A 25405-nucleotide genomic window follows, 5' to 3' on the forward strand; every position below is an offset into this window, starting at 1 on the left:
GTATGCGGGCGGAACGACCCCGTGTCGCACCACGTGTGCTGACCGCAGCTCGACTGCCTTGGCGGCGCTCCGCCCGCACCCACAACAAACGCGGGTCCCCACCCCTGCTTGTTCAGCAGGCTCCTAGCGCGGCACCGGCTCGACGGATGCCGCGGCGACCGCCTGCGCGAAGGCCGGGTGCGCGCGGGTGAGGACCAGGTCGCCGTCGCGGGTCGTGCGGAACCCCAGACCGTTGACCGCGCCGTTCACCTCGGCTCCGACGAACGCGCCAACGATCAGCACCACCCCGGCGCCGGCCCAGAGTCCGTACCCGCCCGCGGGAGCGGTCACCGCGACGACCAGCGCAGCAGCGCCACCAGGGCGACGAGCAGGGCCACCCGCCGGTAACGCCTCCAGCGGGCATGGGCGGATGCGGCGAGCGGCACGGTGACGACGTAACGGCGCGAGGTCATCGTGCTGGCCAGCAGGAAACCTACGACCGTGAAGAGCAGCAGGACGACCACCCAGCCCGGCATCGTGCTGCCGCGGAACCTCACGCGGTGACCCGTGGCCCGCCCCGTCTTCGCGCACACGTCGAGATCGACGACGACGGTGTCGCCTGCGCGTCCGAGCACCACGTCTGCCATGGCGGGGATGCTACGCGGACACGGCTGCCGCAGGGGCCCTGCGAGCCACCCGCCCCGGGCACGCCGCACCACCACGAGGAGCCGAGGACCACCCAGGCGGACGCCAGCGCGGCAGCGTGGCGCGCCGCGACACCAACCCCACCACCAGCAGACCCGGGCGGCGCGACACGCTCGCGCATCCAGCTCAGTGGAGCTCGCCGAGGTCCTCGTGGTCGCGGTGGGAGACGGGCTCGACCTGGAAGGTCGCGTGGCGCACGTCGAAGTGCTCGGCGACGCAGGCGCACAGCTGGTCGAGGACGGGGCCGATCCCGCGGGAGGCGAGGGCCTCGTCGGTGACGGTGACGTGGGCCGACAGGCTGGAGATGCCGCTGGTGATGGTCCAGGCGTGCAGGTCGTGGACGTCGACGACACCGTCGACGTGGCGGATGTGGTGCTCGACGTCGTCGAGGTCGAGGCCGGTCGGGGCGATCTCGAGCAGGACGACGGCTGCGTCGCGCATCAGCAGCAGCGCGCGCGGCAGGATCATCACGGCGATGACCAGCGAGGCGACCGGGTCGGCGCGCTGCCAGCCGGTCGTGAGGATGACGACGCCGGCGGCGACGGCGAGTACCGAGCCGAGCAGGTCTGCGAACACCTCGTTGGCGGCGCCACGCAGGTTGAGCGAGCCGGTGTCGCCGCGGTTGACGATCACGAGCGACACCCCGTTGGCGACCAGCCCGAAGGCAGCGAACACGATCATGGGGCCGGCGTCGACGTCGCTGGGGTCGGCCAGCCGCGAGATGCCGGCCCAGCCGAGGTAGCCGCAGACCACCAGCAGCACCAGGGAGTTGGCCAGCGCGGCCAGCACCTCGGCGCGGTGCAAGCCGAAGGTCGAACGCCGGTTGCCCGGCAGCGAGGCGACGTACGACGCCCCGAGCGCGAGCACGACGGACCCGGCGTCGGTGGCCAGGTGGCCGGCGTCGGCCAGCAGCGCCAGCGACCCGGTCAGCAGTGCCCCGACGACCTCGACGACCAGGACCGTCGCGGTGACGGCGAGCACCCAGCGCAGGCGGCGCCGGTCGGCCGCCCGCGAGGCCCCGTGGCCGTGTCCGTGACCCATCGCTCAGCGCACCTGCCCCACGCGCCCGGCCATCCGGTCACCTCCGCGTCCCGTCGTCGGGGGCCCAGTCTCCCACCGGCGTACGCCGTCGGGGCCCGGGGCCCCGACGGGGCCGGTCAGCTCAGCTGGCGTGGCGCGACGTAGCGCTTGGGCTCGTCACCGCCGTCCGGGGACTCGGCCGTGGTGGTGCCCACCGGGCGCCCTTCGGCCGGCGCATCGACGGTCGACGGCACCAGCTGCACCACGATCGACTTGTACGCCGGCTGGTTGCTGCCGACGGCCTTGGCGTCGAGCGAGACCAGCGGGTTGGTCTCGGGGTAGTAGGCCGCCGCGCAGCCTCGGGGCGTGTCGTAGGACACGACCCGGAACTGCACGACCTTGCGCGTCGAACCGTCCTCCCACTCGCTGACGATGTCGACGTGCTGGCCGTCGCGCAGCCCGAGGTCCTCGATGTCACGGGGGTTGACCAGGACCACCTGGCGACCGTTCTTGATGCCGCGGTAGCGGTCGTCGAGCCCGTAGATGACGGTGTTGAACTGGTCGTGCGAGCGCATCGTCTGCAGCAGCAGGCGCCCTGCGGGCACCTGCAGCACCTCGGTCGGGCTGACGGTGAAGATCGCGCGCCCGCGGTCGGTCTCGAAGGTGCGGGTGTCACGAGGTGGGTGGGGCAGGACGAACCCGCCGGGCTGGTCGACCTTCTCCTCGTAGCCGGCGCAGCCCGGGACCATCCGGCCGATGCGGCGGCGCAGCTGGCTGTAGTCGTCGCGGAACTCCTCCCACGGGATGGCGTACCGGTCGCCCAGCGTCGCGCGGGCCGTCGAGCAGATGATGTCGACCTCGGAGCGCAGGTGGTCCGAGGCCGGCTCGAGGGGTCCTCGGGAGACGTGCACCGAGCAGACGGAGTCCTCGACCGTGACCCGTTGGGGACGACCACCGGTCAGGTCCTTCTCGCTGCGGCCCAACGGGGGCAGGATCAGGGCCTCGCGGCCGTGGACGACGTGGGACCGGTTGGGCTTGGTCGAGACCTGGACGGTCAGGTCGGCCTGGCGCAGCGCGTCCTCGGTGACCGTCGTGTCGGACATGGCGGCGACGAAGTTGCCGCCGAGCCCGAAGAACACCTTGGCCCTGCCGTCACGGAAGGCCTTGACGGCGGCCACGGCGTCGAAGCCGTGCTCGCGGGGTGGCTCGAAGCCGAACTCGTCGCGCAGCGCGTCGAGGAAGTGGGCCGGCGGTCGCTCCCAGATCCCCATGGTGCGGTCGCCCTGCACGTTGGAGTGGCCGCGGACCGGGAAGAGCCCGGCGCCGGGCTTGCCGATGTTGCCCTGGAGGAACGCCAGGTTGGAGATCTCCTTGACGTTGGCGACGCCGTTGCGGTGCTGGACGACGCCCATCGCCCAGCAGTAGACCGTCTTGCGCGAGGACGCGATCATCCGGGCGGCCTGCTCGACCTGGTCGCGCGTCAGTCCGGTCGAGGCGAGCACGAGGTCCCAGTCGAGCGCGCGCAGGTGCTCGGCGTAGGCCTCGAAGCCGTAGGTGTGCTGCTCGATGAAGTCGTGGTCGAGGTCGCCCCACTCGAGCAGCAGCGACGCGATCGCCTGGAACAGCGCCAGGTCGCCGTTGATGCGCACCGGCAGGTGGAGGTCGGCCATCGCCGTCCCGGTGCCGACCATGCCCTTGACGGTCTGGGGGTTCTTGAAGCGGGTCAGCCCCGCCTCCTTCAGCGGGTTGATGTCGATGATGCGAGCGCCGTTGTTCTTGGCGATCTCGAGAGCGCTGAGCATCCGGGGGTGGTTGGTGCCCGGGTTCTGCCCCGCGATGACGATCAGCTCGGCGTTGTGCACGTCCTCCAAGGTGACCGAGGCCTTGCCGATGCCGATGACCTCCGCGAGCCCGACCGAGGTGGACTCGTGGCACATGTTGGAGCAGTCCGGCAGGTTGTTGGTGCCGTAGGCACGCACGAAGAGCTGGAAGGCGAACGCCGCCTCGTTGGAGACCTTGCCGGAGGTGTAGAAGACGGCCTCGTCCGGCGAGGCGAGGCCGTTGAGGTGGGTCGCGATCAGCGCGAACGCGTCCTCCCACGAGATGGGCTCGTAGTGGGTGCCCCCGGCGCGCAGCACCATCGGCTCGGTGATGCGTCCCTGCTGCCCCAGCCAGTAGTCGGTGCGGTCGCGCAGCTCCTCGATCGGGTGGGCGGCGAAGAACTCGCGCCCCGCACGGCGCAGGGTCGCCTCGTCGGTGACGGCCTTGACGCCGTTCTCGCAGAACTCCGCCGTGTGCCGGTGCTCCGGCGACGGGTCGGGCCAGGCACAGCCCTGGCAGTCGAAGCCGTCGGCCTGGTTGAGTCGCAACAGGGTCTGGGCCGTACGGCGCACCCCCATGCCCTCCACGGCGCGCTTCATGCTGACCGCCACCGCGGTCGGCCCCGCCGCGTGGTCCTCGCGGTCGGTCACCGACAGCGTGGACTCGTCGATGTCGTTCCTGGGTGCCTTGCGGGTCATGGTCCTGCCTCTCGTCGACGTACAGGTACCCACGACGGTGGAGTTCACCGCGGGGTCGGTCCCGGAGATCTGCCCCCGGCGCCGGTCAGCCCCGCCTGTGCGGCTCGAGCCACACGGCCGGGTCGGGCCCGACCGGGACGATCCCGGTGGGGTTGATGTCGGCGTGGACGACGTAGTAGTGCGTCTTGATCTGGTCGAAGTCGATGGTCTCGCCGAAGCCGGAGGTCTGGTAGAGGTCACGGGCGTAGCCCCACAGCGCCGGCATCTCGGTGAGCTTCTGCCGGTTGCACTTGAAGTGGCCGTGGTAGACCGCGTCGAAGCGCGCCAGCGTGGTGAACAGCCGGACGTCGGCCTCGGTGATCGCCTCGCCCATCAGGTAGCGGCGGGTCGACAACCGCTCCTCGAGCCAGTCGAGGGCGACCCACAGCCGGTCGTAGGCCTCGTCGTAGGCGTCCTGCGAGCCGGCGAAGCCGCAGCGGTAGACGCCGTTGTTGACCTCGGTGAAGACCCGCTTCATCACCTGCTCCATCTCCTCGCGCACGGCGACCGGCCACAGGTCGGGGGCGTCGGCGCGGTGGTGGTCGCGCCACTCGTGGAACAGGTCGTGGGTGATCCACGGGAAGTCGTTGGTCACCAGCCGCCCGGTCAACTCCTCGACGACCGCCGGCACCGTGATGCCTCGCGGGTAGTCGGGGAACCGCCGGAAGTAGGCCTCCTGCAGCCGCTCCATCCCCAGCACCGGGTCGCGGCCGTCGGGGTCGAGGTCGAAGGTCCACGACCGCTCGTCGTGGGTGGGCCCGCACAGGCCCAGTGAGACCACGTCCTCCAGCCCCAGCAGGTGGCGCACGATGATCGCGCGGTTCGCCCACGGGCAGGCGGCCGCCGCGACCAGCCGGTAGCGGCCGGGCTCGACCGGCCACAGCTCACCGTCGACCGGCCCGTGCTCGGGACGGCGCGCCTCGCGCGTGATCCGGTCGGGCACGTAGGTCATGTCGCGGTCGAAGCCGCCCTGCTCGACGTAGGTCTGGCTGCTGGTCTCGTCACTCACGGTGCCAGGCTACGGAGCCCTAGAAGCCGTCGAGCTCGTCGAGGGTGGTGGCGTCGGACTCGCCCTCGCAGGCCGACGGCAGGAACGCCGCGAACGTGCGCTTCTGGTCGGCGGGCAGGTCGAGGTAGTCCTGGGCGTCCTGGTCGCCGGTGCGGTCGACCTCGTCCTGCGCCGCACGGTCGAGCAGGTCGACCAGCTCCCTGGTCGACATCGCCCGGACCTCCCCGCAGGTCAGCGTGCTGGGGTCGACGGGGTCGGCCGGGGACCCGGTCGGCGCGTCGGACGTCGGCGCGGGCTCGCTCGGCTCCACGGTCGCGGACGACGAGGCGACGTCGGGCGAGGGGGTGTCGTCGGCCTGCTGCGGGTCGTCGTCTCGGCCGAGGACGAGCACCAGCACCACCCCGGCGATCGCCAGCAGGGCGAGCACCCCGCCGATCGCCGCGAGCAGAAGCCCCTTGCCCCGCCCACGCCCTCCAGGGCCGGTGGGGCCGGCGGCAGTGCTGGAGTAGGCGGCCGCCGGCTGCCAACCCGACTGCCAATCCGGCTGCCAATCCGGCGGCCAACCCGGCGGCGGGCCGGCCGGGCGCGGGCCGGTCGGGCCCTGTGGTGGCAACGCGGGGACCGGCTGGGTGTGCTCGGTCCACCCGGAGCCGTCCCACCAGCGTCGGGTGCCGCTGCCGTCGTCGTACCAGCCCGGTGGGGTGGTGCCCTGGGTCAACGCTGCTCCTCGGGTCTGTCTGCGCTCACTGGCCCGTTGACCGGTCGACGGGCAGCAGGGACGCGACGAAGTCGAGCTTGTCGAGGACCGGCGGCGGGATGACGAAGGGGTAGACGTCGTCCTTGCCCATGCTGCGGTTGATCTGGTTGAGCGCGATCGACAGCGGGATCCAGACGCCGGTGACGACGTCGCGGAAGGTCGAGAAGCTCTGCACGCCGCCGACGGTGACCAGGCCGTACTCGCCGGCGGTCTCGATGGTGTCGGCGATGTGGAGGTAGTGGGCCCAGGTCTCGGCGAAGTCCTCGAACGGGTGCATCGTGGCGTAGGTCGAGATGAAGGACTGCGCCCAGTCGGCCGGCGGGCCCTGGTCGTAGTGGCGGTCGAGCTCGGCCTGGTAGTCCACCGACTCGTCGCCGAAGAGCTCGCGGCACCGGGCCATCCGCTCCTCGCCGCGCACCAGCTGCCACTCGGCGTAGTGGCCGAACTCGTGGCGGAAGTGCCCGAGCATGGTGCGGTAGGGCTCGGCGAGCCGGGATCGGATCTTCTCGCGGTGGGCGTCGTCGCTCTCGGCGAGGTCGATGGTGATGACCCCGTCGGCGTGCCCGATGACGACGTTCTCGTCGACGCTGGAGAGCAGGTCGAAGGCCAACCCGTCGTCGGGGTCCTCCTCCTTGCTCACGACCCGGTAGCCGAGCCCGTCGAGCTCGGCGACCAGGTGCCGCTTGGCCAGCTCGGCCGCGGGGAACTGCTCCAGGCCGACCGCGTCGTCGTCGGCGGGACGGGTGCGGGTCAGGTCGCAGACCGAGCACTGCCCGCCGGCCACGCGCGCCAGCCACGTGCAGCCCGACAGGCCCAGGTTGGCGCAGACGTGCCAGACCAGGCCGGTCGCGTCGACGTACTGCCCGCGCTCGTCGACGGGCACGATCGCCCGCTCGTCGCGGGAGTAGCCCAGGGAGGTGCCGCAGGAGACGCAGACGGAGTTGTCGAAGTGGAGCGGGTTGTCGCACACGCGGCAGCGGAAGGACTTCACGAGGGGCCATCCTCCTGGCTGCCCGGACCCCGCCTCACACCGGTGAGGGTGAGAGGCAGAGCCACGACGACGTCAGGACGCGGTCAGGAGGAGGGGTCGGTGGGGAACGCCGAGGCCAGGTCGTCGAGGTAGCTCTCGAGCTCGGCCGGGTCGGTCGGGAAGTCGGTGGGGAAGTCGGTCGGGAAGTCGGTCGGGAAGTCGGTCGGGAAGTCGGTCGGGAAGTCCGTGGGCAGGTCGGTCGGCAGGTCGGTCGGCAGGTCCGTGGGCAGGTCCGTGGGCAGGTCCGTGGGCAGGTCGGTCAGCAGGTCGTCCAGGCCCGGCAGGGAGAAGTCGTCGATCAGCCACGCCCCGTCCTGCTGGGTGAGGAGGTAGGCGACCTGGAAGTCCTGCTGGTCGGGGACCGAGTAGGTCACCGGCACGGTGGCCTGGCCGTCGTTCTCGTCGGCCTCGCCCACCGTGATCTCGATGTCGTCGGGGTCGATGCCCGAGGCCTCGACCTGGGCGTCGATGTCCTTCCCGCAGCTGTCGCCGAACCTGTCGCGGGCGTCGTCGGTGAGCAGCTCCAGGGCCGCGTCGCAGTCCAGGTCCTTGCTGGCGTCGATGAACGACTGGACCGTCTCGACCGGGTCGTCGGACGACGGGCCGTCGCTGCCGCTGAGCAGCAGGACCGCGGCGATGACGGCGCCCACGACGAGCACCAGCGCCCCGACGGCGCCGAGGACCAGGCCCGTCCTCTTCTTGGGGGTCGTCGGGCCGCCCGGGGCTCCCGCCAGCCCCGGGGCGCCGTACGGCGGCTGGCTCGGCGGCGGGCCCAGCGGCTGGCCCTGCTGGGGCAGCTGCTGGGTGGGCTGGGGCTGCTCGGGCGGCAGCGCGGACCCGGTCGGACCCGCGCCGGGCGCGGCCCACTGCGACCCGTCCCACCAGCGGCGGCCGCCCTGGCCGTCGTCGTACCAGCCGGGAGGGGTCGTGTTGCTCATCGGGGTCTCCTGCAGGGGGTGAGGGTCACGACGCTCAGAGGGCTGCGAGGTCGTTGATGCGCCAACCAGCCCCAGTGTTCACCAGGGTCAGGGTGCACCGAAACGTCGTTCCTGGTCTTTTGCTGCGCCCCGGTGTGGTGATAACGGCCATCACGGTCGCCGAGGCCCCGGCGACGGCAGCGGGCTGCTGCTCGTGGCGGGCCCCGCGCAGCGCGTCGGACGGTACGTCGTCGCCGCAGGAGCCCTGCGCGAGGTAGCGCGGCGTCGACAGGCGCGCCAGGCCGGCGCAGTCGACGCGGAGGACCGCGGCGAGGAACCGCTCGGCCACCACACCAGGCGGCGGACCGACGACGTCGCCGGTGCGCGCCGGGCGGGCGGGCCGAGGCGCGTCGCTCGGGGAGACCCCGGGGGCACGGGCGGCGGGCTCGTCGTCGGGTCGGGCGAGGCGGACCGAGGTGATCGCGAGCGCGGCCAGCGACAGCACCAGCGCGATCGACACCACGGCGATGGCCACGGGTCGCTGGCGGCGACGTCGCCCGGGTCCCGGCGGGGGCGTGGTGGTGGAGGGGCCGGGGAAGTTCGGCGTCACGAGGCCGATCCGCCGAGGGCGTTGAGGGCGCGGCGCAGCCGCACCGGTCGGCCGGAGTCGTCAGCGGCGTAGCCGACCAGGTTGCCGGCGAGGAAGGCGGCGCGCTCGGACTCGACGTCGGGGTCGCCGAAGACGGTGGGGTCGTCGGCCGCGAAGACGGCGGCGTTGTCGGGGGTCGCGAAGACCAGCACCACGGTGGAGCCGGGCGCGTCGGTCACGATCCCCAGCAGCCCGGCGGTGGCGGCGGGGTCGAAGGCCAGGACGTCCTCGCGCACGTCGGTGGTCGGCGAGTCGACCTGCGCGTCCGCCAGGGCGGGTACGACGTCGTCGGTGGTGGCCGCGTCGGGCGTGGCCGCGGCCAGGACCTCGACACCGGCGTCCTCGATCTCGGGGCCGAGCCCGGCGAGCGGGACGCCCTGCCTGCCGTCGTCGTAGGGCGCGGGCTCCTCGTTGCTGCACGCCGTGGCCCCCAGGGCGAGGGCGGCGACGAGGGCGAGGACGGGCAGGCGCACGCGGGCCATCATGACGGGTCGCCGGTGGGGTCGGGGTCGGGTGGCAGCGGAGCGACGTCGACGCTGACCTGCATGGTCGACCGCTTGGCCTCGGTGTAGATCACGCCCTTGAGCGGGGGCACGTCGCCGTAGTCACGGCCCCACGCGACCGTGACGTGGCGGTCGCCGACCGCCTGGTCGTTGGTGGGGTCCAGGGCGAGCCAGGTGTCGGCCCCGTCGTGCTCGCCGAGCCAGACCTCGACCCAGGCGTGGCTGGCGTCGGCCCCCACCAGCCGGGGCTTGCCGGGGGGCGGCTGGGTGGCGAGGTAGCCCGAGACGTAGCGCGCGGCGAGCCCGTGCGAGCGCAGGCAGGCGAGCATCAGGTGGGCGAAGTCCTGGCACACCCCGGCGCGCCGCTCGAAGGTGTGCTCGACCGTCGAGGTGACCGTGGTGGCGGTCTTGTCGTAGTCGAAGTCGGCGTGGACGCGGTGCATGAGGTCGGTGACCGCCTCGCCGACCGGGCGTCGCGCGGTCAGCGAGCGGGCGGCGTACTCGACGGCGCCGGCGGGGTGGTCGACCTGGGCCGAGGGCAGCGCGAGGTCGGTGGCCGCCCACGCCCGCGGGGCGCCGGGCACCAGCAGGGGACGCAGCGTCTCCCACGGGGCCGCGAGCGGGGCCGGCGGCACCACGGGCGCGGCCACGTCGACCTCGCCGGCACCCTCGACGACCAGGCGCTCGTGGGGCTCGGTGACCTGGAAGTAGGTGACGTGGTTGCCGTAGTAGTCGACGTCGGCGGTCCGGTCGCCCGGCGTCGGCGTCACCGTGACGTCGTACGACGACACGCGCTGCCACGGCAGGCTGCGCGGCACGAGGTGGGCGACGCCGAGGCTGTCGCTGACCGGCGCGTCGTAGGTGTAGGTGGTGGTGTGACGCACGGCGTACCTCATGACGGGACCGCCTCGAGCGAGGTGACCAGCGCGGCGAGCGGGCGGGGGGCGGGGCCGGTGGTGAGGTGAACCTCGGCGACGCCGTCGGCGATCCGGGTGAGCTGGGTGACGCAGCGCGCCAGGAACACCTCGAGGTTGGGCCGCGACTCGCCGCCGATCGCCACCAGGGTCGCGATGTCGGTCTCGGCGAGCTCGGCGACCAGGTCGGCGACGACGCGCTCGGGTCGCGTCGAGCCGGTCGAGGCCGGCAGCGCGGCCAGGTGCTCGGCGACCTGGGCGAGGGAGAAGCCCAGCGATCGCGGGTTGTCGCGGTCGGTGAGCAGCAGCTCGAGGACGCCGCCGGGGCGCACCGACCCGCGGTAGCGGCGGCGGTGGGTGACGGCGCTCTCGGTGGCGGCGAGCACGGAGTTGAGCACCTCGCGGTCGACGTCGAGGCCGCGGCGCACGGTGGTGGTCGCGGCGAGCAGGTGCACGACCTGCAACGACCGCTCGAGGTAGCGGCCGACGCCGATCATGCGCCAACCGGGGTCGCGGATCATGCTGGCGGTGACGCCCTGGAGGCTGAGGATGCCGGTGAGCATCCGGCCGGCCGACTCGGCGACCTGGTGGCTGTGGTGCACCGACCCGCTCTCGAGCACCTGGGCGGCCCGGTCGGTCGTGCCGAAGGCCCGCCACACGTCGAGGGAGAGCTGGTCGCGCACCCCGGCCAGGGCGGAGCGCAGCCCGTCGAGGGCGTGGCTGACCGAGCCGACGCGGCGGGCGTCGAGCAGCACCGAGCGGAACTCGGCGTCGAGGTCGCCCGCGGCGCGCAGCCCGGGTCCGGCCAGCCGGGTGATCGCGCCGAGCAGCACCTCGAGGCCCGCTGCGCCGGTCGAGCGCGGGCGGTTGCGGTAGTCGTCGGCCTGGGCGTGCACGGCCAGCACGAGCCGCAGCAGGTCCTCGGCGCGCTCGGCGTAGCGGCCGAACCAGAACATGTCCTCGAGGATGCGCGGGACCGTGCCGGTCGAGGCACGGGTGTTGGTCATCGGCAGCACCTCGGCGAGGCCCTGGTCGGGCACGACCGGGTCGCCCTTGAGCACCCAGACGTCCTTGCTGCCGATGCTGAGGCCGTCCTCGACGAGGCTCGCGAGGCCCCCGACCAGGGGCCGGTACGCCGACCCGTAGCGCAGCGTGAAGGTGCGCAGCGTCAGCGGGCGCGGGACCGACCGGCCGTTCTCCCACGTCGGCGACTGCGACAGCGGGAGCCGCTGCTGGCCGACGAAGCGGTGCGGCTCGGCCACGAGCATCGCCACCAGGGTGTCGCGACGCAGCCCGCTGAGGTCGACCGCGGCGCCGTCGACCCGGCGTACCTGCAGGGTGTCGAGGTGGTCGAGGACGTGCTCGAGGCCGTCGGCGTCGCCGCACCACCAGGTGGGCAGCGAGGGGAGCCGGAGCTCCTCGCCGAGCAGCCGCTCGCAGATCGCGGGCAGGTAGGGCAGCAGCGCGGGGTTCTCGAGGACGCCGGCCCCCAGGCCGTTGACCACGCGGACCCGGCCCCGGCGGGTGGCCTCGACGAGCCCGGCCACCCCCAGCTGGGAGTCACCGCGCAGCTCGAGGGGGTCGCTCCAGGTGGCGTCGACGCGGCGCAGGATCACGTCGACCCGCTCGAGGCGGCCGAAGACCCGCATCTGCACCCACCCCTCGCGCACGACGAGGTCGCTGCCCTGCACGAGCGGGAAGCCGAGCGCCGAGGCGATGAAGGCCTGGTCGTAGGCCGTCTCGGACTGGCTGCCGGGGCTCAGGACGACCACGCGCGGGTCGGCCAGGTCGCCGGGCGCGCTCTGGAGCAGGGCGGAGCGCAGGGCGCTGAAGAACGGCTCCATCCGGTGCAGACCGGCCTCGCGGTAGAGCTCGGGCATCACCCGCGAGAGCACGCGGCGGTTCTCCATCGCGTAGCCGAGCCCGGACGGCGCCTGCGCGCGGTCGGCGAGCACCCGCCACTCGCCGCGGTCGTCACGGCCCAGGTCGGTGGCCGAGAGCACCAGGGGCCGCGGGTCGTGGGTGGAGCTGCGCGCGACGACGCGCACGAAGCCGGGGTGGCCGTGCACCACGGCCGACGGCAGCACGCCGTCGGCCAGGAGCCGTTGCGGGCCGTAGAGGTCGGCCAGGACGGCGTTGAGCAGCTCGGCGCGCTGGGCGAGCCCGACCTCGAGGGGGGCCCACTGGGCCGCGTCGATCACGACGGGCAGGGGGTCCAGCCGCCAGGCCCCGGCGCGCTCCCCGGGGCGCGAGTAGGTCACGCCGTCGTCGGCCAGCGCCCGGACGATGTCGTCGTCGACGCGGCGCAGGTCTGCGGGCGTGAGGGCGACCGCGAGCTCGGCCATCCCCTTCCACGACGTGCGCAGGGCACCGTCGGGCCCGACCACCTCGTCGTAGCGCACGGGACCGCCGCCCGCACCGTCCAACGTGGGCTGCGTGACCCCGGCGGCGTACTCGCGCAGCACCGTCACGCGGTCAACCCTGTCACGGCCCGCACCACCCCGTGGCTCGAGCGTCCAAAGCTGGTCACCGGCCGTGTTGGCTCAGGCCACCGGGGGACGCGCGCGGCGCAGGTCGAGCGTGTGGGGGTACTCGTCGGACGCCGCCCGGCGACCGGCGTCGCGGATCGCGCCCACGTCGAGCCGGCCGGCCGTGTGGCCGTGCGGCTCGAACCGGGCGGCGCGCCGCGCCTCGGCCTCCTTGGCGTTGACCGGCGGGGCGTCGTAGGAGCGGCCCCCGGGGTGCGCCACGTGGTAGGTCGCCCCGCCGAGGCTCACCTCGGCGGCGGTGTCGACGACGTCGAGGCGCAGCGGGGCCTGGACCTCGATGCTCGGGTGCAGCGCCGACCACGGCTGCCACGCGCGGTAGCGGATCCCGGCGAAGTGCCCCGCGGCGTCGGCGGTCGGGGCGAGCGGCACGGGCACGCCGTGGCAGGTGACCAGGTGGCGCGACGGGTCGAGGCCGCGGACCAGCACCTGGACCCGTTCGACGGAGCTGTCGACGTAGCGCGCGGTGCCGGTGCCGGTCGCCTCCTCGCCGAGCACGTGCCACGGCTCGATGGCCTGGCGCAGCTCGAGCTCGACGGGTCCTGCCTGGGCGAGGCCGATCCGCGGGAAGCGGAACTCCAGGAACGGCGCGAGCCACGCCTCCTCGAACGCGATGCCGAACGCCCGCAGGTCGGCGACGACCTCGGCGACGTCGGCGGCCGCGCCCTGCGGCAGCAGCGCGGCGTCGTGGAGGCGGGTGCCCCAGCGCACGAGCGGCGCGCGCAGCGGCTGCTCCCAGAACATCGCGACCAGGCTGCGGACCAGCAGCGCCTGCACGAGCCCCATCTGGTGGTGCGGCGGCATCTCGAAGCCGCGCAGCTCGAGCAGCCCGAGGCGCCCGCGCGAGGAGTCGGGGCTGTAGAGCTTGTCGATGCAGAACTCGGCGCGGTGGGTGTTGCCCGTGAGGTCGGTCAGCAGGTGCCGCAGGGCCCGGTCGACCAACCACGGTCGGGGGTCGAGGTCGTGCTCCTCCTGCTCGGCGACCAGGCGCTCGACCTCGGCGAACGCGATCTCCATCTCGTAGGTCGCCTCGGGCCGGCCCTCGTCGAAGCGGGGCGCCTGGCTCGTGGGGCCGATGAAGCGACCGCTGAAGAGGTAGGACAGCGAGGGGTGCCGCTGCCAGTAGGTGAGCAGGCTGACCAGCAGGTCGGGGCGCCGCAGCAGCGGGCTGTCGGCGGGGGTGCGGCCGCCGAGGGTGAGGTGGTTGCCGCCGCCGGTACCGGTGTGCAGGCCGTCGTGGTCGAACTTCTCGGTGGTGAGGCCGGCGCGGCGGGCCTCGTCGTACAGCGTGGTCGTGAGGTCGCGCTGCTCGGCCCAGCTCGACGTGGGCTGCACGTTGATCTCGATGACGCCCGGGTCGGGCGTGACGACCAGCTGGGTCAGGCGCGAGTCGGGCGGCGGGCCGTAGCCCTCGAGCACGACGGGGCAGCCGACCTTGCGGGCCGCGACCTCGACCAGGCGCAGCAGGTCGCAGTAGTCGTCGAGGCGGTCGGTCGGCGGGAGGAACACGTGCACGTGGCCGTCGCGCGCCTCGAAGGCCAGCGCGGTCGTGCCGGCGCCCTCGGGGTCGACGACGGTGACCACCGGCACCTGCGGCTCGAGGGCGGGCCCGGCCTCGACGTACGACGCCTCGCCGGCGAACTCCGGGTCGCGCCACGACACGGAGTCGAGCGGCAGGCGCAGGCCGACCGCCGACGTGCCGGGCAGCAGCACGAGGCGGCCGCGGCGGAAGGTCCAGGCCGGGCTGACCCACTGCTCGCCCGCGACGACCGGCAGCACCCAGCCGGTGGGGGTGTCGACCTCGGCGTCGAGGACCCCGAGACCCCGGGCGTCGAGCTTGTCCGCGACCCCGTCGGGCCGCTCGCCGGCGGGCTGGCGGACCTCGGAGGTCAGCACGGCCAGCGGGTCCTCGTAGGCCGGGTGCAGCTGGTCGGCGGGCAGGCCGAGGACCTTCGTGACGCGGCGGCCGAGCGCCTCGGCGTCGGCGGCGGACTTCTCCTGGTCGCCGTCGGGGGCCCACGGGTCGGCCAGCAGCGCCGGGTCGCGCCACAGCGTCTCGCCGTCGGTGCGCCACTGCAGCGCGATGTTCCAGCGCGGGAGCGGCTCGCCGGGGTACCACTTGCCCTGGCCGCGGTGGACGACGCCGCCCTGCGCGTAGGTCGCCTGCAGCCGCTGCGCGACCACGGTGGCCAGCGCGCGCTTCTCGGGGCCGTCGGCGTCGCTGTTCCACTGCGGCGTGGTCGCGTCGTCGCGCGACACGAAGGTCGGCTCGCCGCCCATCGTGAGCCGGACGTCGCCGGCGTCGAGGCGCTCGTCCACCGCCGCGCCGAGCGCGTCGATCCGGGCCCACTGCTCGTCGCTGTAGGGCCTGGTGACGCGCGGGTCCTCGTGCACCCGGCGTACCTCGTTGTGGAAGGAGAAGGCCACCTCGACCGGGTCGGTCGCGCCCTGGATCGGCGCGGCGCTGCTCGGGTGGGGCGTGGCGCTGAGCGGGATGTGACCCTCGCCGGCGAACAGGCTGGACGTGGGGTCCATGCCGACCCAGCCGGCGCCGGGCAGGTAGACCTCGGCCCACGCGTGCAGGTCGGTGAAGTCCTGCGCGGGGCCCGACGGTCCGTCGAGGCCGACCATCGCGTCGGGGTCGGTGGCGAGCTGCACGAGGTAGCCCGAGACGAAGCGGGCGGCGAGGCCGTGCTGGCGCAGCAGCGCGACCAGCAGCCAGGCGCTGTCGCGGCACGAGCCGACCCTGCGGGCCAGCGTCTCGTCGGGGGTCTGGACGCCGGCCTCCATCCGCACCGAGTAGGCGACCTCGCGGTGCACCGCGGCGTTGAGCCCGGCCAGGAACGTGATGATCGGCGTCTTCTCGCCGGGCGCGGCCTGCGGCAGGTCGCGCCGGAACGCGTCGGCGGCCTCGGCGTCCTCGACGGAGCGCAGGTAGGGGAACAGGTCGGCGTGCAGGCTGCTCTCGTAGGCGAACGGGTAGTGCTCGGCGTACTCCTCGACGAAGAAGTCGAACGGGTTGACGACCATCAGGTCGGCCACCAGGCCCACGGTGATGTCGAGGGTCGAGACCTTCTCGGGGAAGACCAGGCGTGCCAGCCAGTTGCCGAACGGGTCCTGCTGCCAGTTGAGGAAGTGGGTGTCGGGCTCGACCTTGAGCGAGTAGGCCTCGATCGGGGTGCGCGTGTGCGGCGCCGGCCGCAGCCGCACCACGTGGGGCCCGACGTTGACGGGGTGCGCGAAGGCGTACGTGGTGCGGTGCTCCAGCGCGACCTTGATCGACATGGGTCACACCCTGCCCGCTGCGCGTGTCGGGGCGGTAACGCGGGGCGGCGCCAGCCCGCTGTAACTCACCGTTACGTGCTCTCCCCCGCCGGTCTACAGGTGGGGAAGTGAGCGTAACGGTGAGTTACAGCTCCGCAAGCCGACCACCAACAACCCTTTGCAAACACTCCTTTGCGGTCGTACGCTGCCGTCATGGACCGCGACACCGTCACCCCGACCCCCCACCAGCTGCGCGCCCTGGCCCACCCGGTCCGGCTGCGGATGCTCGGGATGCTGCGCATGGACGGGCCGGCGACCGCGACCTCGCTCGCGGCCCGCCTCGGGCTCAACACCGGCGCGACGTCCTACCACCTGCGCCAGCTGGCGCAGCACGGCTTCGTGGTCGACGACGCCGAGCGCGGCAACGGCCGCGAGCGGTGGTGGAAGGCGGCGCACACCTCGACGCGCACCGACACCGGCGTCACCTCGACGCCCGACGACCCGGCCGCCGGCGAGACCGTCGACGCCTACCTGCAGTCGGTGGTGACCGTCTACACCGAGTGGCTCCAGCGCGCCGTCGAGGAGCGGCCGCTGCTGCCGCAGGCGTGGCGCGACGCCGGCACCTTCAGCGACTGGCACAAGCGGCTCACCCCGGCCTCGGCCGAGCGGCTGCTGGAGCGTATCGACGCCCTGCTCACCGACCTGGAGGACGACGACGACCCCGAGGCGCTGGCCTACATGGTCAACCTCAACGCGTTCGTGCGCCCGGGCCAGGTCGGGGGTGACGACGAGTGAGGCGCCCGCTCTACGGCTGGCTCGCCGCCGAGGGCATCTCGGTCACCGGCACCCGGGTCTCGATGATCGCGATCCCGCTCTTCGTGCTCGAGCAGACCGGCAGCGCCACGCAGACAGGCCTGGTCGCGTTCGCCGAGATGCTGCCGCTGGTCGTCTCCAAGGTGCTCGGCGGGCCGGTGATCGACCGGCTCGGCGCCCGCCGGGTCGCCATCACCTGCGACGTGGCCTCGCTGTTCGTGGTGGCCACCATCCCCCTGCTGTACGACGCGGGGATGCTGTCGTTCCCGGCCTTCCTGGCCCTGGTCGCCGCCGCCGGCGCGCTGCGCGGCCCCGGCGACGGCGCCAAGAACGCCATGGTGCCGGCCCTGGTCGCGTCGGCCGGGGTACCGATGGAGCGCGCCACCGGGCTGAGCAGCACCGTCGAGCGCACCGCCTCGATGCTGGGCGCCGGGCTGGCCGGCGTGCTCGTCGCGACGCTCGGCGCCCAGGACGCGCTGCTGGTCGACGCCGCGAGCTTCGGCGTCTCGGCGCTGGTGCTCGCCTGGGCCACCGTGGGCGTCGGGTCGCCGCCCCCGGTCGAGACCGCGACCACCACTGCACCCGACCCCGCGCCGTACGCCGAGCAGCTGCGCGAGGGCTGGCGCTTCCTGCGCGGCGACCGGCTGCTGCTCGGGATCTCGGTCATGGTCGCGGTGACCAACCTGCTCGACGCGGCCTGGGTCACCGTGCTCATGCCCGTGTGGGCCGTCGAGTCCGGCGACGGCGCCGCAGCGCTCGGACTGCTGCTCGCGGTGATGAGCGGCGCCTCCGCGCTCGGCGCGGCCTGCGCTGCCGTGTGGGCCGCCCGGCTGCCGCGCTTCAAGGTCTACCTCGTCGCGTTCCTGCTCGCCGGCCTGCCGAGGTTCGCCGTCTTCGTGGTGGACACACCGCTCGCGGCGGTCGTCGCGTGCTTCGTGGTCGCCGGGTTCGCGTCCGGCTTCATCAACCCGGTGCTCGGTGCGGTGCTCTTCGAGCGCATCCCCGCCCCGCTCGTCGGCCGCGTGACGTCCTTGAGCAGCGCCATGTGCTTCGCCCTGATGCCGCTGGGCGGCCTGCTGGGCGGCGTGCTCGTCGACGGCGGCGGCCTCGCGCTCGCGATGGCGGCCACCGGGACGGCCTACCTCGTCACCACCATGCTGCCGGCCGTCGACCCCCGGTGGCGCGAGATGGACCGCCGCCCGGCCGACATCGCCGCGACCGTCACCTAGGAGATCAGGCGCGCACCGACCCGAACGCCCGCGCCACCTCGAGCAGCCGGTCGTTGCCCTCGGTCTCGCCGATGGACACACGAGCACCCTCCCCCGCGAACGGGCGTACGACGATCCCGGCCGCGTCGGCGGCGGCCGCGAAGTCGGCCGTGCGCTCGCCGAGGGCGAACCACACGAAGTTGCCCTGTGGCTCGGGGACCGTCCAGCCCATCTCGAGAAGGGCGGCATGGACCCGCGCCCGCTCGACCGCGAGGGCCTCGACGCGCGCGAGCAGCTCGGGCTCAGCCTCGAGCGAGGCGATCGCCGCGGCCTGCGCGACGGCCGAGACGCCGAAGGGCAGCGACACCGCGCGCAGCGCGGCCGCGACCGGGCCCTGCGCCACGGCGTACCCGACGCGGAAGCCGGCCAGCCCGTAGGCCTTGGAGAAGGTGCGGAAGAGCACGACGTTGGGGTGGGCGCGGTAGGTCGCGAGACCGTCGACGGCGTCGTCCATCCGGACGAACTCGAGGTAGGCCTCGTCGACCACGGCGACCACGTGCGACGGCACCCGGGCCAGGAACGCGTCGAGCTCGGACTGGGTGACGGCCGGGCCGGTGGGGTTGTTGGGCGTGCAGACCATCACGATCCGGGTGCGGTCGGTGATCGCGGCCAGCATCGCGTCGAGGTCGTGGCGCCCCTCGGCGGTCACCGGCACCTGCACCGACGTGGCACCGGCCGTGGTGACCGCGATCGGGTAGGCCTCGAAGGAGCGCCAGGCGTAGACGACCTCGTCGCCCGGCTCGCAGAACGCCCCGACCAGCTGGTAGATCAGCGCGACGCTGCCGGTCGCCACGGCCAGGTCGGTGGTCGGCACGCCGAGGCGCGTGGCCAGGGCCTCGTAGAGCGCGGTGCTGCCCATGTCGGGGTAGCGGTTCATCGTCGCGACCGCCTGCGTCGCCGCCTCGACCACCCCGGGCAGCGGCGGGTAGGGGTTCTCGTTGCTCGACAGCTTGTACGCCGTCTGGCCCGGTCGCACCGTCGGCGGCTTGCCGGGCACGTAGGTCGGGATCTGCAGGACGTTGGGGCGCGGCTGAGGGTGGGCCATGCTGCTCAGGTTAGTGGTGGGGCCTGGTCGTCCGCCTCACCGTGACTGCGAACTCACGCTCGGGCGGACGACCCTGGTGTTCTCGCGCTCAGCGGCCCACACCGCCTCGCCACGGCCGCAGCACCACGGCCAGCACCAGCCCGACCGCCACGCCGAGACCTGCGCCGGTCGCGTTGTCGACGATGTCGGTGACGTCGCAGGCACGGTCGATGCGGGCCAGCTCGAGCTGGGTCCACTCGATGCCCACCGAGTAGGCCGCCAGCAGGACGAGGCCCAGCGGCACCGTGACCAGGGCCGACCGCCGCCAGCGCGCGGCGGCCACGACCAGCAGCGCCCCGGACGGCACGAACACGGCGACGTTGAGCAGGCGCTGACCGCCGGAGAAGATCCAGAACCCGTCGGGGGCCGGGCCGCCGATGTCCCACGAGCAGGAGTCGAGCCGGCTGTCGGCGTAGACGACCCCGGGCGCACCGTCGGCGGGGATCAGGGTGACCAGCCCGATGACGACGACCGACCAGAGCAGGCCGCCGGTCGCCAGCGCCGCGACGGTGCCGAGACGGCGGCGCAGGGCCAGGGCCAGTGCGCCGCAGACCACGCCCGAGAGCGCGACGCCCACGAGCATGACGCCCACACCACCGACCGGGAACACTGGCCCGAGGCTACCGAGAACGCCCGTCAGCCGGGCATCCGGTCGGCGGCGAGCCCCGCCACGAGATGGCCCAGCATCGGGTGGAGCAGGGCGTCCTCGGGGTCGTCGACGACCCGGTGGAAGCCCGCCTGCTCGAGCATGATGTAGCCGTGGAGCGCGGTCCACAGCTGGCCCGCCACGGCCGCCGGGTCGTCGCGGCGCAGCGTGCCGGCCGCCATCGCCCGCTCGACCACCGCGACGAGCTGGCCGAACGCCTCGAGCCCGACCCCCTTGTCCTCGTCGCTGAGCCGGTAGCCGCCCAGGGAGGCGGAGCCGAACATCACGGCGTACAGCCGGGGGTGGGCCAGGGCGTGCTGCCGGTACGCCGCCGCGACCGTGGTCAGGTCGTGCAGGGTGTCGTCGGTCCGCGGGACGGCACCGACCCGGGCGCACAGCTGTGCGAACCCGTCGGCCACGACCTCGCGCACCAGCGCCGGCATCGACCCGAAGTGGGTGTAGACCGCCATCGTCGAGGTGCCGACCTCGCGGGTCAGGCGACGCGTGGTCAGCGCGGACGGCCCCTCCTCGGCCAGCACCTCGGCCGCGACGTCGAGCAGCCGACGCCGCACGTCGGGCACGGGGTCGGGCGCGGGGTCGGAGCAGGACACCCTTGCCATGCTGTCATAACGTCGTTATCGTCACTCGATAACACTGTTATAGGGAGATGTCGCGTGAACCGCTACCTGCAGGACGGGTTCGCCCCCGTCGCCGACGAGCTCACCGCGTTCGACCTCGAGGTCACCGGCACGATCCCCGACCACCTCGACGGCCGCTACCTGCGCATCGGCCCCAACCCGGTCGACGACCCCGGCGACGACCACCACTGGTTCCTGGGCGAGGGCATGGTCCACGGCGTCCGGCTCGAGGACGGCGCCGCCCGGTGGTACCGCAACCGCTGGGTCCGACCCGCCGAGGGCGACTTCGCCCCGAACACCCACGTCGTCGGCCACGCCGGCCGCACGCTCGCGCTGGTCGAGGGCGGGTCCCCGCCCTACGAGCTGGGCGAGGAGCTCGACACGCTCGGGCGCGCCTGCTTCGCCGGCGACCTGCGCGCCGGCTACACCGCCCACCCCCACGAGGACCCCGCGACCGGCGAGCTGCACGCGGTGTCCTACTCGTGGACCCGCGGCAACCGGGTCGACTACTCCGTCCTGGGCACCGACGGCCGGCTGCGCCGTCAGGTCGAGGTCGAGGTGCACGGCAGCCCGATGATGCACGACTGCGCGATCACCGAGCACTGGGTCGTGCTCTACGACCTCCCCGTGACCTTCGACATCGACATGGTCGCCGGCCGCACCCCGCGCCCGATGCGGCTGCCGACGCGGTTCGCCCTCAACCGGATCGTGGGCCGCAACCCCGTGCCCGACCGGGTCATCGACGCCGTGACGCGCGGGCGCCGCGCCCCCAGCCAGCTGCCCTACTCGTGGGACGCCGACTACCCCGCGCGCATCGGCCTGCTGCCGCGCGAGGGGGCCGCCGACGGCAGCGACGTGCGCTGGTTCGACATCGACCCCTGCTACGTCTTCCACACCCTCAACGCCTTCGAGGTGCCCGAGACCGGCGAGGTCGTCATCGACGTCGTGCGCCACGACCGCATGTTCGCCACGGTCTTCACCGGCCCCGACGAGGGCCCGACCTCGCTGGTGCGCTTCACCCTCGACCTCGCCTCGGGCAAGGCCCACGAGCACCGTCACGACGAGCACTCGCAGGAGTTCCCGCGCATCGACGAGCGGCTCACCGGCCGACGGCACCGGTTCGGCTACGCGGTCGAGATCACCGACGGCGCGCCGGGCGACGCCGTCCTGCGCCACGACACCGTGGCCGGCACCACCGACGTACGCCGCCTCGGCGCCGGGCTCGAGGTCGGCGAGCTGGTCTTCGTCCCGAACGGCCGCGACGCCGCCGAGGACGACGGCGTCCTGATGGGCTACGTCACCGACCGGCCCACCGGCCGCAGCGCGCTGCGGCTGCTCGACGCGGCCACGCTCGAGGACGTCGCGACCGTGCACCTGCCCGGCCGGGTGCCGGCGGGGTTCCACGGCAGCTGGCTGCCGGACGACTGACCGGCGCGTCCACTACTCCGGCGGCAGCACCACGGCACCGCCGGCGACGGCGGGCAGGTCGCGGCCGATGGTGACGTCGACGGGGTTGGTCAGGCACCGGATCGAGCCGCCACCCTTGTGGAACTCGGAGACGTCGACGACGACGACCTCGAAGCCCCACTCCTCGAGCTGCGCGCGCACCCGGTCGGGGCAGGCCGGCATGACGACGGTGTGGCCGACGACCACCGAGTTGGCGCAGAACGTGGTCAGCGCCTCCTCCTCGGTGAGCACCAGCGGCTCGGGCACCAGCGCGAGCAGCGCCTGCGCCGAGGCCTCGTCGAGCGCGCTCGGGCAGACCATGGCGCGGCGGTCGTCGAGCGGGCAGAAGGCCAGGTCGAGGTGGTACATGCCGGGGTGGGCGATGCGCATGCCGCGCACCCGCACGCCGAGGTCGCTGGCCAGGTGCTTGAGGGCGAGCTCCTCGGTGCGGGGGCCGTAGCCGACGACCAGCGCGTCGCCCCAGGCGAACGCGTCGCCGGCCTCGAGGTGGGCACCCACGCCGTCGCGCCCGACGTACGACGTCGTGAAGCCGCGCTCGGCGAACCAGGGCTGCGCGGAGCGCGACTCCATGCGGCGCTCGGGGTAGCGCATGTGCGACATGACCACGTGCCGGTCGCCGGTGTCGCGCACGACCCCGAGACCGAGGTTCATCGCGTAGACCATGTCGGGGGCGTCGGAGCGCTGGGCGAGCACGTCGACAGTCGCGCCGAGGCCGCGCAGCGTGGCGACCATCTCGTGCCACTGCCGCCAGGCGGTCGGCCCGTCGGGCTGCACCGCGGGGTCCATGTACGGGTTGATGACGTAGTCGACGCGGAAGTGCGTCGGCTCGACGGCGATGTAGTGGCGACCCCAGCCCAGCTCGGACAACGCAACCTCCCACAAGACGATGATTGTCAGACAATCTGACATCCCCATCGTGACCGATCCGGCGCCACAGATCAAGGCGGGGCGTCCGTGCCCCCCACGACCGGCCGGGTCGGCATGATGGGGCCCATGACGTCGACCGGGTCGCCCCTCGCCGAGACCGGCGGACCGTTCGCGACCCTGCACGTCGAGCACACCTCGACCGTCGAGCGCGCGGCCGAGGAGCTGCGCCGCGCGATCTTCGAGGGCGAGATCGAGAGCGGTACGGCGCTGCGCGAGGTCGCGCTCGCCGACTCCCTCGGGGTCTCGCGCCCGACGATCCGCGAGGCGCTGGGGGTGCTGGTCGCCGAGGGCCTGGCGACCCGCGAGCCGCACCGCGGGGTCCACGTCGCCACCCCCGAGGCCGAGTCGGTGCGCGACGTCTGCGCCGCCCGCTGGGTCCTCGAGGGCGCCGGGGTGAGTCGGTGGCGCGAGGCCACCGACGCCCAGCGCGACCACGTCCGCACCTCCCTGCGCACCTACACCGACGCCGTGCGCGCCGAGGGCACCTACCAGGAGCTCAACGCCCTCCACCTCGCCTTCCACGTCTCCCTCGTCGGCCTGGCCGGCAGTCCGCGCCTGGTCGCCATGGCCGAGAACCTCGTCGTCGAGCTCAAGCTCGCCCTGGCCCAGGTCGAGCGGATCGCCCGCAACGCCCACGACGAGGCCGACACCCACGTCGCGCTCGTCCAGCTGCTCGAGGACGACGACGTCGACGCGGCCATGACGTTCCTGCAGGGCCACCTCGCCGACGCCGAGACCGAGATCATCAGCGCGTTGGGGTTGTAGTCACACGTGCACCAGGAATCACCGGCCGGCCGGTGAACGCCTGACCGGGACGACGAAATCTCATCGGCCCGGTCGGGGTTTCACCGGCCGGCCGGTGAATCCCGGGACAGGTGAGACGAACCCAAGCCCCCACGACCGACGTACGCCGCCTGCCAGACTGCGCGCATGCGCATCTTCCTGCGGCTCCTCACGACCGCGCTCGGCCTGGCCACGGCGGCCTGGCTGCTCGACGGCGTCGCGTTCCCGGGCGGCCCGACGCAGGGGTGGGCCGCGGTGCGCCACGACCTGGTCCCGCTGCTGCTGGTCTCGGCGATCCTGGGCCTGGTCTCGGCGGTGGTCAAGCCCGTGCTCACGCTGTTGTCGATCCCGCTGATCATCGTGACGCTGGGCCTGTTCCTGCTGGCGATCAACGCGCTGATGCTGATGCTCACGGGGGCGCTGGCCGACGCGCTCGACATCGAGTTCCGCGTCGACGGCTTCTGGACCGCGGTCGGCGCCTCGATCATCATCACCGTCGTCACCTGGGTCGTCGACGGCTTCGTGGGCTCGGACAAGGACTGATGGTCCCCGCTCCCCGGGAGCCCGGGCGCTACCGGGTGGCGATGGTCTGCCTGGGCAACATCTGCCGCTCGCCGATGGCCGACGTCGTGCTGCGCGCCAAGCTCGCCCAGGCCGGTCTCGACGACCGGGTCGAGGTGCAGAGCTGCGGCACCGGCGGCTGGCACGTCGGCGAGCCGATGGACCGGCGCGCGGCCGCGACGCTGCGCGAGGCCGGCTACGACGGCAGCGCCCACCGCGCGCAGCAGTTCACCGCGGCCTGGCTCGACCACCACGACCTCGTGCTGGCCATGGACACCGACAACCTCGCCGCGGTCGGCGGCCGCTCCGACCGGGTGATGCTGCTGCGCGACCTCGACCCGGACGGTCCCGGCGAGGTGCCGGACCCGTACTACGGTGGGGAGAGCGGATTCACGGAGGTGCTGGCGATGGTCGAACGCTGCTGCGACGCCCTGGTCCACGACGTCGCCCCGCTGGTGCGATGACCCGGCAGCCGGCGATCGCCCGCCGTGCCGAGCAGCTGCTCGGCACCGCCGTGGTGGCGACCGCACCGGTCGCCGGCGGTGACGTGTCGATCGCGACCAAGCTGCGCCTGGGCAACGGCACCACCGCGCTGATGAAGACGATGACCCGGACCCCGCCCGGCTTCTTCGAGCAGGAGGCCTGGGGCCTGCGCTGGCTCGCCGAGGCCACCGCCGACGGCGGCGTCCCCGTGCCCGAGGTGCTCGCCGTCGAGCCCGACTGCCTGGTCCTGGGCTGGGTCGAGACCGGTCGCCCCACCGGCGACGAGGCGGCCGCGCTGGGCCGCAGCCTCGCGATCACCCACGCCACCGGCGCCCCGTCGTACGGCGCCCGACGCGACGGCTTCATCGGCCGGCTCCCGCTGCCGCAGCGCCCCACCGACACGTGGGCCGAGTTCCTCGCCGAGCGGCGGCTGCGTCCGTTCGTGCGGCTGGCCCACGACCGTGGCGCGATCGAGCCCGAGGACGCCGCGGCGGTCGAGGCCGTCGCCGCGCGGCTCGGCGAGCTGGTCCCCGAGGAGCCCCCCGCCCGTCTGCACGGCGACCTGTGGAACGGCAACGTGCTGTGGGGCGCCGACGGCCGCGCCGCCGTCATCGACCCCGCCGCCCACGGCGGGCACCGCGAGGTCGACCTGGCGATGCTGTCGCTCTTCGGCCTGCCCCACCTGCAGCGCCTGCTCGACGCCTACGCCGAGGTCGCCCCGCTCGCCGACGGCTGGGAGGACCGGGTCGGGCTCTTCCAGATCTTCCCCCTGCTCGTGCACGCCTGCCTGTTCGGCGGCGGCTACGGCGCCCGCGCGGCCGCTGTTGCGCGGCGCTACCGCTGAGCGACCGGCCGGGCCACTTCTCAGACACGCCTCAGGGCCC

General features: G+C 73.6%; 24 protein-coding genes. 7 read left to right on the plus strand and 17 right to left on the minus strand.

Annotation, left to right across the window (positions count from 1 at the left end):
* Nucleotides 1–123: 123 nt before the first annotated feature.
* From FZC61_RS16220 to FZC61_RS16280, 13 genes are all read right to left on the minus strand, one after another.
* Nucleotides 124–330, minus strand: coding sequence for a hypothetical protein (locus tag FZC61_RS16220; protein ID WP_148615222.1), 207 nt, complete (start codon nucleotides 328–330; stop codon nucleotides 124–126).
* Nucleotides 327–626 (minus strand): hypothetical protein, encoded by a 300-nt coding sequence (locus FZC61_RS16225; protein WP_148615223.1) that lies wholly within the window; start codon nucleotides 624–626, stop codon nucleotides 327–329. Before FZC61_RS16225 ends, FZC61_RS16220 begins: the two co-directional genes overlap by 4 nt.
* Nucleotides 627–810: 184 nt before the next feature.
* The gene (locus FZC61_RS16230) at nucleotides 811–1725 is read right to left on the minus strand and encodes a cation diffusion facilitator family transporter (protein ID WP_148615224.1); all 915 of its coding nucleotides are present in this window, start codon (nucleotides 1723–1725) and stop codon (nucleotides 811–813) included.
* Between the two features lie 116 nt (nucleotides 1726–1841).
* Entirely contained in the window at nucleotides 1842–4223 is a 2382-nt protein-coding gene (locus tag FZC61_RS16235) for an FdhF/YdeP family oxidoreductase (protein ID WP_148615225.1), read from the minus strand.
* An 85-nt stretch (nucleotides 4224–4308) separates the two neighbouring features.
* Nucleotides 4309–5214, minus strand: a complete 906-nt coding sequence (locus tag FZC61_RS16240; protein ID WP_148615488.1) for a glutathione S-transferase C-terminal domain-containing protein — start codon at nucleotides 5212–5214, stop codon at nucleotides 4309–4311.
* Between the two features lie 76 nt (nucleotides 5215–5290).
* Complete coding sequence (locus FZC61_RS16245; protein ID WP_148615226.1) at nucleotides 5291–5989, minus strand: DUF2510 domain-containing protein; 699 nt, start codon at nucleotides 5987–5989, stop codon at nucleotides 5291–5293.
* 25 nt (nucleotides 5990–6014) lie between these two features.
* On the minus strand, nucleotides 6015–7019 hold the full coding sequence (locus tag FZC61_RS16250) for a zinc-binding metallopeptidase family protein (protein WP_148615227.1): 1005 nt from the start codon (nucleotides 7017–7019) through the stop codon (nucleotides 6015–6017).
* 83 nt (nucleotides 7020–7102) lie between these two features.
* Nucleotides 7103–7996 (minus strand): Rv0361 family membrane protein, encoded by an 894-nt coding sequence (locus tag FZC61_RS23170; RefSeq protein WP_170286133.1) that lies wholly within the window; start codon nucleotides 7994–7996, stop codon nucleotides 7103–7105.
* Nucleotides 7997–8030: 34 nt separating this feature from the next.
* Nucleotides 8031–8585, minus strand: coding sequence for a hypothetical protein (locus FZC61_RS16260; protein WP_148615228.1), 555 nt, complete (start codon nucleotides 8583–8585; stop codon nucleotides 8031–8033).
* Nucleotides 8582–9097 (minus strand): hypothetical protein, encoded by a 516-nt coding sequence (locus tag FZC61_RS16265; RefSeq protein ID WP_148615229.1) that lies wholly within the window; start codon nucleotides 9095–9097, stop codon nucleotides 8582–8584. Before FZC61_RS16265 ends, FZC61_RS16260 begins: the two co-directional genes overlap by 4 nt.
* 8 nt (nucleotides 9098–9105) lie before the next feature.
* The gene (locus tag FZC61_RS16270) at nucleotides 9106–10011 is read right to left on the minus strand and encodes a transglutaminase family protein (protein ID WP_246142739.1); all 906 of its coding nucleotides are present in this window, start codon (nucleotides 10009–10011) and stop codon (nucleotides 9106–9108) included.
* A gap of 8 nt (nucleotides 10012–10019) precedes the next feature.
* Nucleotides 10020–12512: a circularly permuted type 2 ATP-grasp protein gene (locus tag FZC61_RS16275; RefSeq protein WP_148615231.1), complete on the minus strand. Its 2493-nt coding sequence runs from the start codon at nucleotides 12510–12512 to the stop codon at nucleotides 10020–10022.
* Nucleotides 12513–12584: 72 nt separating this feature from the next.
* Nucleotides 12585–15872: a transglutaminase family protein gene (locus FZC61_RS16280; protein WP_148615232.1), complete on the minus strand. Its 3288-nt coding sequence runs from the start codon at nucleotides 15870–15872 to the stop codon at nucleotides 12585–12587.
* A gap of 192 nt (nucleotides 15873–16064) precedes the next feature.
* Here FZC61_RS16280 and FZC61_RS16285 point away from each other — a divergent pair, with 192 nt between their 5' ends.
* A complete protein-coding gene (locus FZC61_RS16285; protein ID WP_148615233.1) occupies nucleotides 16065–16646 on the plus strand; it encodes an ArsR/SmtB family transcription factor in 582 nt (193 codons plus the stop codon).
* Nucleotides 16643–17893 (plus strand): MFS transporter, encoded by a 1251-nt coding sequence (locus tag FZC61_RS16290; RefSeq protein WP_211357289.1) that lies wholly within the window; start codon nucleotides 16643–16645, stop codon nucleotides 17891–17893. The genes FZC61_RS16285 and FZC61_RS16290 overlap by 4 nt, the downstream gene beginning before the upstream one ends.
* 4 nt (nucleotides 17894–17897) lie before the next feature.
* Here FZC61_RS16290 and hisC read toward each other — a convergent pair whose 3' ends face one another.
* The 3 genes from hisC to FZC61_RS16305 form a co-directional block, all read right to left on the minus strand.
* Entirely contained in the window at nucleotides 17898–18977 is a 1080-nt protein-coding gene (hisC, locus tag FZC61_RS16295) for a histidinol-phosphate transaminase (protein WP_148615234.1), read from the minus strand.
* Between the two features lie 88 nt (nucleotides 18978–19065).
* Nucleotides 19066–19626, minus strand: coding sequence for a VanZ family protein (locus FZC61_RS16300; RefSeq protein WP_148615235.1), 561 nt, complete (start codon nucleotides 19624–19626; stop codon nucleotides 19066–19068).
* 26 nt (nucleotides 19627–19652) lie between these two features.
* Nucleotides 19653–20273: a TetR/AcrR family transcriptional regulator gene (locus FZC61_RS16305; RefSeq protein ID WP_170286134.1), complete on the minus strand. Its 621-nt coding sequence runs from the start codon at nucleotides 20271–20273 to the stop codon at nucleotides 19653–19655.
* Nucleotides 20274–20336: 63 nt separating this feature from the next.
* On the opposite strand from FZC61_RS16305, the gene FZC61_RS16310 reads away from it, so the two are divergent.
* Nucleotides 20337–21728, plus strand: a complete 1392-nt coding sequence (locus tag FZC61_RS16310; RefSeq protein WP_148615237.1) for a carotenoid oxygenase family protein — start codon at nucleotides 20337–20339, stop codon at nucleotides 21726–21728.
* Nucleotides 21729–21740: 12 nt separating this feature from the next.
* On the opposite strand, the gene FZC61_RS16315 is transcribed toward FZC61_RS16310, so the two are convergent.
* On the minus strand, nucleotides 21741–22634 hold the full coding sequence (locus FZC61_RS16315; protein WP_246142740.1) for a dimethylarginine dimethylaminohydrolase family protein: 894 nt from the start codon (nucleotides 22632–22634) through the stop codon (nucleotides 21741–21743).
* A 126-nt stretch (nucleotides 22635–22760) separates the two neighbouring features.
* Between FZC61_RS16315 and FZC61_RS16320 the strand changes: the two genes are divergently transcribed.
* From FZC61_RS16320 to FZC61_RS16335, 4 genes are all read left to right on the plus strand, one after another.
* Complete coding sequence (locus FZC61_RS16320; protein WP_170286135.1) at nucleotides 22761–23459, plus strand: GntR family transcriptional regulator; 699 nt, start codon at nucleotides 22761–22763, stop codon at nucleotides 23457–23459.
* Nucleotides 23460–23624: 165 nt separating this feature from the next.
* Nucleotides 23625–24020: a phage holin family protein gene (locus tag FZC61_RS16325; protein ID WP_148615240.1), complete on the plus strand. Its 396-nt coding sequence runs from the start codon at nucleotides 23625–23627 to the stop codon at nucleotides 24018–24020.
* Nucleotides 24020–24502, plus strand: coding sequence for a low molecular weight protein-tyrosine-phosphatase (locus tag FZC61_RS16330; RefSeq protein WP_148615241.1), 483 nt, complete (start codon nucleotides 24020–24022; stop codon nucleotides 24500–24502). Before FZC61_RS16325 ends, FZC61_RS16330 begins: the two co-directional genes overlap by 1 nt.
* Complete coding sequence (locus FZC61_RS16335) at nucleotides 24499–25365, plus strand: fructosamine kinase family protein (RefSeq protein ID WP_148615242.1); 867 nt, start codon at nucleotides 24499–24501, stop codon at nucleotides 25363–25365. Before FZC61_RS16330 ends, FZC61_RS16335 begins: the two co-directional genes overlap by 4 nt.
* Nucleotides 25366–25405: the final 40 nt, after the last annotated feature.

The sequence above is a fragment of the Nocardioides rubriscoriae genome (genome assembly GCF_008087085.1).
GTDB lineage: Bacteria > Actinomycetota > Actinomycetes > Propionibacteriales > Nocardioidaceae > Nocardioides > Nocardioides rubriscoriae.